Origin of the sequence: Delftia tsuruhatensis NBRC 16741 (assembly GCF_001571325.1) — a bacterium.
Lineage (GTDB): Bacteria > Pseudomonadota > Gammaproteobacteria > Burkholderiales > Burkholderiaceae_C > Comamonas > Comamonas tsuruhatensis.
This window is the reverse complement of the sequence record NZ_BCTO01000040.1, coordinates 35,524-47,910: the sequence shown is the minus strand read 5'-3', so window position 1 is coordinate 47,910 and position 12,387 is coordinate 35,524. Positions and strand designations below refer to the sequence as shown.

Annotated in this window: 12 protein-coding genes; 8 read left to right on the top strand and 4 right to left on the bottom strand. The window is 68.2% G+C overall.

Annotated features, from left to right (window positions below; all coding sequences use genetic code 11):
• The first annotated feature begins 38 nt into the window (after positions 1 to 38).
• The 3 genes from DTS01S_RS19590 to DTS01S_RS19580 are packed head-to-tail and all read left to right on the top strand — an operon-like array spanning position 39 to position 3,009.
• On the top strand, positions 39 to 1,049 hold the full coding sequence (locus DTS01S_RS19590) for a tripartite tricarboxylate transporter substrate binding protein (protein ID WP_017405022.1): 1,011 nt from the start codon (positions 39 to 41) through the stop codon (positions 1,047 to 1,049).
• 44 nt (positions 1,050 to 1,093) lie between these two features.
• Positions 1,094 to 2,104 carry a Bug family tripartite tricarboxylate transporter substrate binding protein gene (locus DTS01S_RS19585; RefSeq protein ID WP_061288561.1) on the top strand — a complete coding sequence of 337 codons (1,011 nt, stop codon included), beginning with the start codon at positions 1,094 to 1,096 and terminating at the stop codon, positions 2,102 to 2,104.
• 44 nt (positions 2,105 to 2,148) lie between these two features.
• The gene (locus DTS01S_RS19580) at positions 2,149 to 3,009 is read left to right on the top strand and encodes an isocitrate lyase/PEP mutase family protein (protein WP_017405020.1); all 861 of its coding nucleotides are present in this window, start codon (positions 2,149 to 2,151) and stop codon (positions 3,007 to 3,009) included.
• A 17-nt stretch (positions 3,010 to 3,026) separates the two neighbouring features.
• On the opposite strand, the gene DTS01S_RS19575 is transcribed toward DTS01S_RS19580, so the two are convergent.
• Positions 3,027 to 3,623 carry a TetR/AcrR family transcriptional regulator gene (locus tag DTS01S_RS19575; protein ID WP_026062285.1) on the bottom strand — a complete coding sequence of 199 codons (597 nt, stop codon included), beginning with the start codon at positions 3,621 to 3,623 and terminating at the stop codon, positions 3,027 to 3,029.
• Between the two features lie 122 nt (positions 3,624 to 3,745).
• Here DTS01S_RS19575 and DTS01S_RS19570 point away from each other — a divergent pair, with 122 nt between their 5' ends.
• Entirely contained in the window at positions 3,746 to 4,966 is a 1,221-nt protein-coding gene (locus tag DTS01S_RS19570) for an MFS transporter (protein WP_017405018.1), read from the top strand.
• Between the two features lie 34 nt (positions 4,967 to 5,000).
• Here DTS01S_RS19570 and DTS01S_RS19565 read toward each other — a convergent pair whose 3' ends face one another.
• Positions 5,001 to 5,882 (bottom strand): LysR family transcriptional regulator, encoded by an 882-nt coding sequence (locus DTS01S_RS19565; RefSeq protein WP_016445906.1) that lies wholly within the window; start codon positions 5,880 to 5,882, stop codon positions 5,001 to 5,003.
• A gap of 113 nt (positions 5,883 to 5,995) precedes the next feature.
• On the opposite strand from DTS01S_RS19565, the gene DTS01S_RS19560 reads away from it, so the two are divergent.
• Positions 5,996 to 7,540 (top strand): MFS transporter, encoded by a 1,545-nt coding sequence (locus DTS01S_RS19560; protein ID WP_017405017.1) that lies wholly within the window; start codon positions 5,996 to 5,998, stop codon positions 7,538 to 7,540.
• 103 nt (positions 7,541 to 7,643) lie between these two features.
• Here DTS01S_RS19560 and DTS01S_RS19555 read toward each other — a convergent pair whose 3' ends face one another.
• Both DTS01S_RS19555 and xseA read right to left on the bottom strand, forming a co-directional pair.
• The gene (locus DTS01S_RS19555) at positions 7,644 to 8,225 is read right to left on the bottom strand and encodes a superoxide dismutase (RefSeq protein WP_016445904.1); all 582 of its coding nucleotides are present in this window, start codon (positions 8,223 to 8,225) and stop codon (positions 7,644 to 7,646) included.
• A gap of 318 nt (positions 8,226 to 8,543) precedes the next feature.
• Entirely contained in the window at positions 8,544 to 9,869 is a 1,326-nt protein-coding gene (gene xseA / locus DTS01S_RS19550) for an exodeoxyribonuclease VII large subunit (RefSeq protein ID WP_026062284.1), read from the bottom strand.
• Positions 9,870 to 10,264: 395 nt separating this feature from the next.
• Here xseA and DTS01S_RS19545 point away from each other — a divergent pair, with 395 nt between their 5' ends.
• Genes DTS01S_RS19545 through lpxK form a run of 3 tightly spaced genes read left to right on the top strand, consistent with a single transcriptional unit; the run spans position 10,265 to position 12,375 of the window.
• Entirely contained in the window at positions 10,265 to 10,897 is a 633-nt protein-coding gene (locus DTS01S_RS19545) for a MotA/TolQ/ExbB proton channel family protein (protein WP_016445902.1), read from the top strand.
• A 22-nt stretch (positions 10,898 to 10,919) separates the two neighbouring features.
• Positions 10,920 to 11,345 carry an ExbD/TolR family protein gene (locus DTS01S_RS19540; RefSeq protein WP_012205405.1) on the top strand — a complete coding sequence of 142 codons (426 nt, stop codon included), beginning with the start codon at positions 10,920 to 10,922 and terminating at the stop codon, positions 11,343 to 11,345.
• A gap of 13 nt (positions 11,346 to 11,358) precedes the next feature.
• Positions 11,359 to 12,375, top strand: a complete 1,017-nt coding sequence (gene lpxK / locus DTS01S_RS19535; protein ID WP_017405015.1) for a tetraacyldisaccharide 4'-kinase — start codon at positions 11,359 to 11,361, stop codon at positions 12,373 to 12,375.
• The last annotated feature ends 12 nt before the right edge of the window (positions 12,376 to 12,387 follow it).

Genomic DNA, 12,387 nt, shown 5'->3' with positions numbered 1-12,387 from the left:
AGGCGTTTCAATCATTTCAAGCATTTCCAGGAGACCCCATGAACCAGCCATCCCGCCTGCCCCGCCGCACCGCCCTGGCCACCCTGCTTGCCGCCGCGCTGCCGCTGGCCGGCGTGACCTGCTCCGTCGCTGCACGGGCTGCCGGCGCCGCCGATGCCTGGCCCACCCGCCCCATTCGCCTGGTGGTGCCGTTCTCGGCAGGCGGCGCCAATGACCTGATGGCACGATCGGCTGCCGAAGGCGCGTCCAGGATCCTGGGCCAGCCCGTGGTGGTCGACAACCGCGCGGGTGCGGGAGGCACGGTGGGCGCCGACATCGTGGCCAAGGCTCAGCCCGACGGCTACACCCTGCTGGTGAGCGCGGCTGGCGTGATCTCCAACAGCATGATCAAGAAGACCATGCCGTTCAAGGACGATGCGCTGGTTCCGGTGGCCATGATCGGCCTGGCGCCGTCCGTGATCGTGGTTCCCAAGAACGCGCCCTACCAGAACCTGCGCGATTTCGTCGAGGCATCGAAGAAGGGCCAGGGCTTCAATTTCGCCACGGCCGGCACGGGCAGCACGCCGCATTTCGTGGCCGAGATGCTGAACGTGAAGTACGGCGCCCAGCTGCAGCCCGTGCCCTACAAGAGCGGGTCGGAGAGCACGACGGCCGTGCTGGGCGGGCAGGTGGAGGGCACGTCGGAGGCCAGCATCATCGCCCTGCCCCACATCCTCAACGAAGGCAAGTTCAAGGCCCTGGCCACCACCTGGACGCAGCGCATCTCGGCCTATCCGCAGCTGTCCACCGCCGTGGAGCAGGGCTTTGCCGAGCTGCAGATCGCGCACTGGGCCGGCATCCATGCGCCCAAGGGGACGCCGCCCGCCATCCTGGACAAGCTGGCCGCCGCCGTGGACAAGGCCATGAAGGAGCCGGCCACGGTGGAAAAGCTCAAGGGCCTGGGCATCGAGCCCATCGGCGGCACGCGCGCCGAGTTCGTGAAGTTCACAGACGCCGAACGCAAGCGCCTGGGCGAGATCGTCAAGGCCGCGAACATGCAGGAAAAGTGAACCGCTTGCGCCATCACCACCGATCCCAACCGAGACAAGACACCATGAATACCCGCCGCAACACCCTCCGCCTGGGCATGGGCCTGGCCCTCAGCGCCATCGCCGCCGCTGCCGCCCTGCTCGCCGCCCCCGCCACCGCAATGGCCCAGGGCGCAGATGCCTGGCCCTCGCGCCCCATCAAGCTCATCGTGCCCTATGCGGCTGGCGGCTTTGCCGATACGCGGGCCCGCAAGATCGCCGACAAGATAGGCCAGAGCCTGGGCCAGCCCATCGTGATCGACAACCGCGGCGGCGCGGGCGGCGTGACGGGCACGGAGGCCATCGCCAAGGCCACGGACGGCCATACCTTCGGCTTCGGCTCGCCGGGTCCGCTGGTGACCAATCCCATGCTGATGAAAAAGCTGCCCTACAACGCCGCACGCGACCTGCAGCCCATCATCCTGATCGAAGAGGCGCCGCTGATCCTGACCACGGCGCCCAACCAGCCGTTCAAGACCGTGGCCGAACTGGTCGCGGCAGCCAAGGCCAAGCCCGGCACGCTGACCTATGGATCGTCGGGCGTGGGCGGTGCCCACCACCTGTCGGGCGAGCTGCTGGCCTTCCAGACGCGCACGGAAATGGTCCATGTGCCCTACAAGGGCGGCGCGCTGGCGGCCACCGACCTGATGGGCGGCCACCTGGCCTTCATGTTCGAGATGGGCTATGCGGCCCTGCCCGCCATCCAGGGCGACAAGGTCAAGGCCCTGGCCGTGTCCAGCAAGCAGCGCCTGAAAGTGCTGCCCGGCGTGCCCACGCTGGATGAGGCGGGCATCAAGGGCTTCGAGTCGTACAACTGGCTGGGCATGATCGCGCCGGCCAGCACGCCGCCGGCCGTGATCGAGCGCCTGAACAAGGCCGTGAACGAGGCCCTCAAGGACGCGGAGGTGCGCGCCATGATCGAGAACACGGGCGGCATGGTCATGGGCGGCACGCCCCAGGCCTACGGAAAGTTCATCGAGGCCGAGCGCGCCAAGTGGGGCCCGGTGATCAAGAACGCCAACATCACGCTGGACTGAGCGCCAGCCCGCGCATCGCTTTTCCTCATCCAACAGAACCCTCCATGAACACCAAGCAACAACTCAAGGCCCTGGCCGAAGCGCGCCGCGGCGTGCTCGTGCCCGGCGCATTCAACGCACTGTCCGCGCGCGTCGTGGCCGATCTCGGCTTCGAGGCCATCTATGTGACCGGCGCCGGCGTGACCAACATGTGGTTCGGCCTGCCCGACCAGGCCTTCATGGGCCTGACCGACATCGCCGACCACACGGCCCGCATCCGCGACGCCGTGGATCTGCCGCTGATCGTCGATGCCGACACCGGCTTCGGCAACGCGCTCAACACCTACCATGCGGTGCGCACGCTGGAGCGCGCGGGCGCCGACTGCATCCAGATCGAGGACCAGATCAGCCCCAAGCGCTGCGGCCATTTCAATGGCAAGGAAGTGATTTCCACCGAGGAAATGCTGGGCAAGATCAAGGCCGCCGTGGACGCGCGCCGCGACCAGGGCACGCTGATCATGGCGCGCACCGATGCCTGCGCCACGCAGGGCTTCGAGGCTGCCGTCGAGCGCGCCCAGCGCTTTGCCGAGGCGGGAGCCGACATCCTCTTCGTGGAGGCCGTGACCCAGGCCGAAGAAATCCGCGCCCTGCCCCGGCGCCTGTCCACGCCGCAGCTGATGAACATGGTGATCGGAGGCAAGACGCCCATCACCGACGCGGGCGAGCTGGCAGACCTGGGCTATGGCCTGGTGCTGTATGCCAATGCCGCGCTGCAAGGCGCCGTGGCCGGCATGCAAAAGGCGCTGGGCCAACTGCGCAACGAGCGCAGGGTGGACGAGAACCCCGCCGTGGTCGCCCCCTTTGCCGAGCGCCAGCGCCTGGTCAACAAGCCGTTCTGGGATGCGCTGGAAAAGAAGTACGAGTGAAGCACGAGCGAGGGCGCTCAGCCCCTCGCAGGCGCCTTCCACCCCTTGAGCGTCAGCTCCAGCGCCTGCAGCGCCTGCTGCAGGCGTTCGGGGGGCGCCCCTTCCTCGGCAATCCAGAATGCCGACTCCACCAGGCAGCCATTGAGCAGGCGCGACATGGCCAGCGGATTGGCACGCACGATCACGCCGCGCTCCATGAGCTGCTCCAGGTAGCCGGCCACGAAGGCGATGCAGGCACGGTGCTGCTCGCCCTGGTCCGTGCCCGTCAGCACGGCGCGCGCATCCTGCAGCACGATGCGGCGTATCTCGCCCTCCTGCGCCATGGCCAGGTAGGCACGGCAGTAGGCCAGGAACCCCTCCCAGGGATCTGCATGGTCGGCCAGCACCTGCTCAAGGCGTGCGTCCATCTCGGCATCCATCTGCGCCACCACGGCGGCCAGCAGGCCCGGCTTGCCGCCGAAATGGTGGTACAGCGCGCCGCGCGTCAGGCCGGCCTTGGCCGTCAGTTCGTCCATGGAGGCCTGGGCATAGCCCTGGCTGCCAAAGGCCTCGCGCGCAGCCTCGATGAGCTTGGCGCGTGTCTCCTCGATCATGCTGGCCCGGCTTTTGCGCATGGCGCACTCCATTCACATACAAAACGTATGCCAATGATACGGCGCGTCATGGGCAACCCGTAGAATCGCTGACATACGCCGCGTATGTGATTGCAGCGGCCTGTCCGTCTTCCGAGGTTTCCATGTTCCACGCCTACCGCCAGCTGTTCTCCCGGCCCGGCACGGCCGCCTTTGTGCTGGCCGGTCTCCTGGCCCGCCTGCCCCTTTCCATGACGGGTATCGGCCTGATCACCATGCTGTCCCAGCAGCGCGGCGCCTACACGCTGGCCGGCGCGGTCGCCGCCTGCTTTGCGCTGTCCATCGCGGTGCTGGCGCCCCGCATCTCGGCCCTGGTGGACCGCCATGGCCAGCGCAAGGTCCTGCCCTGGGCAGCGGCCGTGAGTGCTGCCGCCATGTTTGCGCTGCTGGCCTGCGCGCATTGGCAGGGACCGGAGTGGCTGCTGCTGGTGCTGGCAGCGCTGGTGGGTGCCCTGCCCAGCATGCCGGCCATGGTGCGTGCGCGCTGGACCGTGCTGCTGCGCGGCACGCCACAACTGCAGACGGCCTATGCGCTGGAGGCCGTGCTGGACGATGTCTGCTTCATCGTCGGCCCGCCCCTGTCGGTCGGCCTGAGCATGGTGCTGTTCCCCGAGGCCGGGCCGCTGGCCGCCTCCTTGCTGCTGCTGGTGGGCGTGGCGCTGTTCGTGGCCCAGCGCCGTACAGAGCCACCCGTGGACACATCGCAGCGGCGCACGCGCCAGCAGTCGCTGGCCCGCCATCCCGTGGTACGCACGCTGGCGCTGTTCATGCTGGCCCAGGGCATCATCGTGGGCACCATCGACGTGGCCAGCGTGGCCTTTGCCACGCAGCAGGGCCAGCCGGCGGCGGCCAGCATCGTGCTGTCGTTCTATGCGCTGGGCTCCTGCGTGATGGGACTGGTGTTCGGCACGCTGCGCCTGAAGGCGCCGCTGCACCGCCAGATCGCCTGGGTGGGCGCCTCGGTCTGCATCACGGCCGTGCCCCTGCTGCTGGCCACCAATGTGTTCACGCTGACCCTGGCCGTGCTGCTGGCCGGCATTACCTTCGGCCCGACCATCACCGTGGCCATGGGCCTGGTGGAGCAGCAGGTGCCGCCCCAGCGCCTGACGGAGGGCATGACCTGGCTGCTGACCGGCATTGCCATGGGCGTGGCCCTGGGCGCGGCCGCCGCCGGCTGGGCCACCGACCTGTGGGGCGCGCGCATCTCCTTCGTGGTGGCGCTGCTGGCCGGTGCTGTCATGTGGGCCCTGGGCGTGCTGGCCGCACGCCAGGCACGAACGAAAGAGAGCCCGCCTGCCGAAGACGCAGCCGCTGCCTGCACCTGAACACGGCCCCAACGCCCGCGCCAGCCCAGACCGCTCAGGCCGTGGCCATCAAGGCCAGCAGCTCGGCCAGGCGCTGGCGCATCCACAGCGCTTCGACCCCGGGCGCCAGCCCTTCCAGCCAGAGCATGCGCACGGTCAGCGGCGGCAGCGCCAGCCCCTCGCAGGCGCGTTGCCGCAGATGCGGGCGCAGATCGCCGAACTCGGCAATATTGACCGGCAGGATGGCCCAGCCCAGGCCGTCGGCCACCATGTCGGCAATCACATAGAAGCTGTTGGAGCGCCAGACGGCGGGACTGAGCACGGTGTCCTCCACGCCTTCGATGTGCATCAGCAACTGGCGGTGCGCGGCCAGCTGCCTGCGCGTCAAGGGCTCTGCGCCATCGAGCACATGGCCCTTGGCCACGCAAATGGTCTGCGGCACGCTGCCGATATGGCGCTGGGCACAGGTGGCCGGCGCAGGCGCTCGGTCGAACTGGAAGGCGACCTGGGCACGCTGCGCCGCCACATGCTCGGCCACTTCGGAGGCCGTGCCGTTCAGCACGGTCAGCTCCATGGCCGGAAAGCGTGCCGCCAGCTCCTTGAACAGCTGGGCCAGCGGCACATAGGGCAATGCCTCGTCCAGCGCAACGGCCAGGCGCGCCTGCCCGCCTGCGGCCAGGGCGCGTGCGCGGTGGTCCATGGCCTGGGCCTGGTGCAGCAGGGACCGGGCCTCCAGCAGCATGACCTCGCCTGCGGCCGTGAGCCGCACATGGCGTCCCACACGGTCGAACAGCTCCAGCCCCAGATCGGCCTCCAGCAGGCCGATGGCCGTGCTCACGGCCGATTGCGCACGGCCCAGGCGGCGCGCAGCCTCGGTCATGGTGCCGGCCTCGGCCACCGCCACGAAATGCCTCAGTCTGTCCAGTGTCCATTCCATCCATCAATTTTATGGATTGAATCAAACTTTGATAAAGCATTTTATTGATGGAAACTGCGGCTTTCATCCAAAGGAAGCTCCGGCCCACAAGGCCAGGGGCAAACAGGTGCTTTATGGCGTTCACGACGCAAACCCGGGTCCCCGCTGCGGGGCATCCCTCCAAATCTCTGGCGGCCGACCCGCGCCGCTGGCTGGTGCTGGCCATCGTCTCGGTGGCGCTGCTGCTCATCGTCATCGACATGACGGTGCTCTACACGGCACTGCCGCGCCTCACGCATGACCTGGCGGCCACGGCCTCCGCCAAGCTGTGGATCGTCAATATCTATGCCCTGGTGGTTTCCGGCCTGCTGCTGGGCATGGGCACGCTGGGCGACAGGCTCGGCCACAAGCGGCTGTTCATGGCCGGGCTGTGCGTGTTCGGCCTGGCATCGCTGTGCGCGGCCTTTGCGCCCTCGCCCGCCCTGCTGATTGCGGCGCGCGCGCTGCTGGGCGTGGGCGCGGCCATGATGATGCCGGCCACGCTGTCCCTGATCCGCCTGAGCTTTGCCGATGAGCGCGAGCGCGCGCTGGCCATCGGCATCTGGGCCTCGGTGGCATCGGGCGGTGCGGCCTTCGGTCCCGTGGTGGGCGGGCTGCTGCTGGAGTATTTCTGGTGGGGCTCGGTGTTCCTGATCAACGTGCCCATCGTGCTGCTGGCCCTGCCCCTGGCCTGGTGGCTGATTCCCGCAGGCGGCGCCACCTCGCAGCGGCCCTGGGACTTTGTGGGCTCGCTGCAGGTCATGGCAGGCCTGGTGGCAAGCACCTACGCGATCAAGGAGGCTGGCAAGCAATCGCCCGACTGGGTCCTGGCCGCCGTGACCCTGGTGCTGGGCCTGGGCTTTCTTGCCCTGTTCGTGCGGCGCCAGCGGCGCAGCAGCGACCCGCTGCTGGACTTCGCCCTGTTCCGCAACCCGGCCTTTGCCACGGCCGTGGCCTCGGCCCTGGTGGCTGCGGCAGCGCTGATCGGCATGGAACTGGTCTTCAGCCAGCGCCTGCAGTTGGTGCAGGGCCTGTCTCCGCTGCAGGCGGGCCTGGCCGTGCTGCCGCTGCCGCTGGCCGCCTTTGTGGCCGGCCCCGTCGCAGGCCACTGGCTGCCGCGACTGGGTGGGGCCCGCATGCTGCCGGCCTCCCTGTTGCTGTCGGGCCTGGGCATGGGCGGCTACCTGCTGGTCCATGACATGGGCTGGTGGCCGCAGGCGGGGGCGCTGGCCCTGCTGGGCCTGGGCATAGGCGCGGCCATGACCACGGCGTCGAGCACCATCATGCAAAGCGCTCCCGCAGACCGTGCAGGCATGGCGGCTTCGGTCGAGGAGGTGTCATACGAGCTGGGCGGCGCCCTGGGCGTGACGCTGATGGGCAGCCTGCTGTCGGCCGTGTACGCAGGCTCTTTGCGCCTGCCTGAGGGGCTGGGCCTGGCCCTGCCCGATTCCGTGCGCGACAGCCTGGACGAAGCCCTGCTGGCCGCCGAACAGCTGAGGCCTCAGGCCGCGCACCAGTTGACCGAACTGGCACGCACGGCCTTCGGCCAGGGTTTCAGCGCCGTGATCGCCGGCGCCACGCTGCTGCTGGTGTGCACGGCGCTGTGGACGGGGTGGCGGCTGCGCGGTCAGCGCCGCTGAACGGCGGCACCCCGGCCTCAGCCAGAAAGCCAAAAAGCCCCTTTCGGGGCTTTTTGGGCGCTGCGTGCACGTTGCGCGTGCACATTGCTGGCAGGTGCTTCGATCAGGCGAAGTTCTGCTCGGCAAACTTCCAGTTCACCAGCTTGTCGAGGAAGGTCTCGACGAACTTGGGACGCAGGTTGCGGTAGTCGATGTAGTAGGCGTGTTCCCAGACGTCCACGGTCAGCAGGGCCTTGTCTTGCGTGGTCAGGGGCGTGCCGGCGGCGCCGGTGTTGACGATGTCCACCGAGCCATCGGCCTTCTTCACCAGCCAGGTCCAGCCGGAGCCGAAGTTGCCCACGGCCGACTTCACGAAGGCTTCCTTGAAGGCGGCATAGCTGCCCCACTTCTTGTTGATGGCGTCAGCCAGGGCGCCGGTGGGCTCGCCGCCACCGTTGGGGGCCATGCAGTTCCAGAAGAAGGTGTGGTTCCAGATCTGGGCTGCGTTGTTGTAGATGCCGCCGGAAGACTTCTTGACGATCTCTTCCAGGGTCATGCTTTCGAATTCGGTGCCCTTTTGCAGATTGTTCAGGTTCACCACATAGGCGTTGTGGTGCTTGCCATGGTGGTACTCCAGCGTTTCCTGGCTGTAGTGGGGCGCCAGCGCGTCAATCGCATAGGGCAGAGGGGGCAAGGTATGTTCCATGGTGTTTCCTTCGTGGTTGAAATCTTTTAGGACGGGCCAGCACCTGTTGCGCAGAGCGCCTGCAGCGCCTGCCGTGACCGTCGCGCGGGGCCTGCATTGCGCGCATTGCTGCGAGCCCTGGCCCTCACGCACCCGAACGGGCATTGTAGGAACAAGTTCGTGACCCTGCGGCGAAAGCGCGCTCCAAATCGGCCATCTTGGCCCGCTGCCGCGAGGGTGGATGTGAATTGACCGCAATCCGGCCAATCGGCCTACACGGATACCGCCTGCCGCCCGCCACTCCCTGCACGCCGAACGCTGCACACAGCGGGCCGCAGTTCAGAGCAGGCGCGGCTGCGTCACCACCAGGTCCAGGCTGCCGTCCGCCAGTTGCGCCTGCAGCGCCGTGCCCGGTGGCGCACGGCGCGCCTCGGTCACGGGATGGCCCTCGGTATCGGTGAGCAGGGCATAGCCGCGCTGCAGCACCAGGCGCGGGTCCAGCAGTTGCAGGCGAAGCTCCATGCGCGCCAGGTGGTCCGCGCGCCTGTCCAGGCCGCGGCGCATGCCCGCAGGCAGCTGCGCCTGCAGGCCCTGCCCCGCGTGGTCCATGCGCTGCAGCCTCAACTGCATGGCATGGCGCAGGCGCTGCGCCTGGCGGCTGAGCTGCAGCCGGCTGCGCGCCAGCTGTTCGCTGGGCCGGCCCAGGCGCTGCGACGCCAGGTCAAGGCGCTGCTGCTGGCGGTCCAGCAGCCGTTGCACCCCGTCCTCCAGCCGGCCCTGCATGAGCTGCAGCGCACCCAACCAGACGTCGCGCGGCTGGCTTACCAACTCTGCCGCCGCCGTGGGCGTGGGCGCGCGCAGGTCGGCGCAGAAGTCGGCAATGGTGAAGTCGGTCTCGTGCCCCACGCCGCTGATCAGCGGCACCGGGCTTTGCACGATGGTGCGGGCCAGGCGCTCGTCATTGAAGGCCCAGAGGTCTTCGATGGAGCCGCCGCCGCGCACCAGCAAGATGGTGTCGATGTGCGGCGCGCCGGCTACCGATCCCGCGCCTTCCTGCGCCAGCCCATAAAGCCTTTGCAGCGCGTCGATCAGCGAGGCCGGCGCCTGCGCGCCCTGCACCAGGGCCGGCACCAGCACCACGGGGATGTGGGGCACGCGGCGGCGCAGCGCGGTGATCACGTCGTGCAGCGCGGCAGCCCCCGGCGAAGTCACCACGCCAATGCCGCGCGGCAGCGGCGGCAGGCTGCGCTTGCGCGCCGCATCGAAGAGGCCTTCGGCCTCCAGTTGCGCCTTCAGCCGCAGGAACTGTTCGAACAGTGCGCCCTGGCCTGCACGCTGCATGCTTTCGACGACCAGTTGCAGATCACCGCGCTGCTCGTAGACACCCAGCCGGCCCCGCAACTCGACCAGCTCGCCATCGCGCGGCGAAAAGTCCATGAGCTGGGCCGCGCGCCGGAACATGGCGCAGCGGATCTGCCCGCCGGCGTCCTTGATGCTGAAGTAGCAATGGCCGCTGGCCGCGCGCGAGAAGCCACTGATCTCGCCGCGCACCGCCACCGGATTGAAGCGCGCCTGCAAGGCATCGCTCACGGCGCGGCACAGCGCGCCGACTTCCCAGACCAGCGGCGCCGCTGCTGGATTCATTGCGCCAAATGCACCGCTCATGCGGGCTCCCGGTCAGCATGCAGTGCAACATTCTCCACAGGCCGGCAGATGCAGCCTTGAAGAGGCACTTTGGCGATGATTTGCACAAGCAATCTCAAGAATACCTCGCAAGCATTTGATTAATAAGAGATTTTTTACTGAAACAAAGAATTCACATTTGTCACAGTGATCATTCGCCGTCGCCGCCGCATCTGCGCAGGCAGCTTGATAACAAAGTTATCCACAGAAAATTGTGCTATATGAGCAAGCCCGAGGCCAGAAACCGGGACACCGCCCGTTGCCTGGATGCTGCGCCCGGTCACAGTTTTAGGCCGATCGCGCAGCCGGGACGCCTGGACCGGCCACATGGCTGGGCCATAATCGTCGGCTGCAGTTAAACGCGGGGGGAAAACAACTTGCTGTCGATCATACAAGCCGCAGGCTGGCCGATCTGGCCACTGATTGCCTGCTCCATCCTGGCTCTGGCCCTGGTCTTTGAACGCTTCGTGGCGCTGAAAACAGCCCGTGTTGCGCCGCCTGCCCTGTTGGGCGAGGCGATTTCCGTGTCCTCGCGTGGCCTGCCCAGTCAGGAAGTCGTGCAGCAACTGGCACAGAACTCCACGCTGGGCGAGGTCCTGGCCAGCGGGCTGCGCGCACTGCAGGCCCATCCGGACAGCAGCGAGGAAGAGCTGCGCGCGTCCATGGAAGGCGCCGGCCGCGCCGCCGCCCACACGCTGGAAAAACACCTGAGCGCGCTGGCCACCATCGCCTCTGCCGCCCCTTTGCTGGGCCTGCTGGGCACGGTGATCGGCATGATCGAGATCTTCGGCTCGCAAGGCGGCGCATCGGCCACCGGCGGCAGCAACCCCGCCCAGCTGGCGGCCGGCATCTCCATCGCCCTGTACAACACGGCCTTCGGCCTGATCGTCGCCATTCCGGCCCTGATCTTCTGGCGCTACTTCCGCGCCCGCGTCGACGGCTACCTGCTGGGCATGGAGCTGGCTTCCGAACAGTTCGTGCGCCACCTCACCCGCGTCGGCGGCAAGTGAACCAGCACGCGAGAGACCTGACATGAACTTCCGTCCCCGCCGCCGTGACGAGCCCGAGATCAACCTGATCCCGTTCATCGACGTGCTGCTGGTGGTGCTGATCTTTCTGATGCTGTCCACCACCTACAGCAAGTTCACCGAGCTGCAGCTGACCCTTCCGGTGGCCGACGTCGAGCAGCAGCGCGACCGGCCCCGCGAAATCATCGTCGCCATCGCAGCCGATGGCCGCTATGCCATCAACAAGACCGCCGTGGAAGACCGCAGCGTCACCGGCCTGACCCAGGCGCTGGCCGCAGCGGCCGTCGCCGGCAAGGACAGCGTGGTCATCATCAGCGCCGATGCCACTGCGCCGCACCAGTCCGTGGTATCGGTGATGGAAGCCTCGCGCCGCGCCGGACTGTCCCAGATCACCTTCGCCACGCAGACCTCGGCCAGCGCCGGGCGCTGAAGGCAAGGCCGCCATGCCCCGGACTGGTCCTGCCCCCGCAGCCCGGGGGCTTCGCGCGGCCTGGCGCCGCCGCGGCCCGCTGGCCTGCGCGCTCCTTCCCCTGTCCCTGCTGTACCGCGCCCTGCTGGGCCTGCATCGGCTGCCATATGCACTGGGCTTCAGGCGTGGGGGCCAGGCCGGCATTCCGGTCATCGTCGTCGGCAACGTGATTGCGGGCGGCGCCGGAAAGACCCCCGTCACGCTCGCCCTGGCCCGCCATCTGCGCGATGGCGGCTGGAGTCCCGGCATCGTCTCGCGCGGCTATGGTCGCAGCACGGACGACTGCCGCGAAGCCCGTCCTGACAGCGCCCCCGCCGACGTGGGCGATGAACCCGCGCTGCTGGCGCGTGCCAGCGGCGTGCCGGTCTTCGTGGCCCGCAAGCGCATCGAGGCCGTCCAGGCCCTGCGCGCCCGCCACCCGCAGGTGGATGTGGTCATCAGCGACGACGGCCTGCAGCACCTGGCCCTGGCCCGCGACATCGAGCTGTGCGTCTTCAATGACGACGGCATCGGCAACGGCTGGCTGCTGCCGGCCGGCCCGCTGCGCGAGCCCTGGCCGCGCCCCGTCACCGCCGTGCTGCATGCAGGCGCAGCCCCCGACACCGATGCCCCCGCGTTTGCCATGCAGCGCCAGCTGTCCAGCGAAGCCGTCAATGCCCAAGGCGAGCGCATCGCACTGTCCGCCCTGCGTGCGCAGCCCGTGGAGGCCGTGGCGGCAGTGGCCCGGCCCGAAGGCTTTTTCTCCATGCTGACCCGCGAGCAAGGCCTGACGCTGGAGCATGTCCAGGCGCTGCCGGATCACTATAATTTTGAGAGCTTCCAGCGCCTGGGGCGCAACGAAGACCCGCTGGTCTGCACCGAAAAAGATGCCGTCAAGCTGTGGCGCACCCATCCCCAGGCCTGGGCGGTTGCGCTGCAATTGCAGCTGCCGGCGGATTTCTGGGCGCTGCTGGATGAGCGGCTGCAGGCACTGCGCCCCTGCCCCGCCTGACTATCATCTCCG

Bases quoted from the DNA above. Each gene is read 5' to 3' on its own strand.
- DTS01S_RS19580 (WP_017405020.1), top strand. From the start codon at position 2,149: ATGAACACCAAGCAACAACTCAAGGCCCTGGCCGAAGCGCGCCGCGGC.
- DTS01S_RS19555 (WP_016445904.1), bottom strand. From the start codon at position 8,225: ATGGAACATACCTTGCCCCCTCTGCCCTATGCGATTGACGCGCTGGCG.
- DTS01S_RS19590 (WP_017405022.1), top strand. From the start codon at position 39: ATGAACCAGCCATCCCGCCTGCCCCGCCGCACCGCCCTGGCCACCCTG.
- DTS01S_RS19560 (WP_017405017.1), top strand. From the start codon at position 5,996: ATGGCGTTCACGACGCAAACCCGGGTCCCCGCTGCGGGGCATCCCTCC.
- lpxK (WP_017405015.1), top strand. From the start codon at position 11,359: ATGCCCCGGACTGGTCCTGCCCCCGCAGCCCGGGGGCTTCGCGCGGCC.
- DTS01S_RS19565 (WP_016445906.1), bottom strand. From the start codon at position 5,882: ATGGAATGGACACTGGACAGACTGAGGCATTTCGTGGCGGTGGCCGAG.
- DTS01S_RS19540 (WP_012205405.1), top strand. From the start codon at position 10,920: ATGAACTTCCGTCCCCGCCGCCGTGACGAGCCCGAGATCAACCTGATC.
- xseA (WP_026062284.1), bottom strand. From the start codon at position 9,869: ATGAGCGGTGCATTTGGCGCAATGAATCCAGCAGCGGCGCCGCTGGTC.
- DTS01S_RS19585 (WP_061288561.1), top strand. From the start codon at position 1,094: ATGAATACCCGCCGCAACACCCTCCGCCTGGGCATGGGCCTGGCCCTC.
- DTS01S_RS19575 (WP_026062285.1), bottom strand. From the start codon at position 3,623: ATGCGCAAAAGCCGGGCCAGCATGATCGAGGAGACACGCGCCAAGCTC.
- DTS01S_RS19570 (WP_017405018.1), top strand. From the start codon at position 3,746: ATGTTCCACGCCTACCGCCAGCTGTTCTCCCGGCCCGGCACGGCCGCC.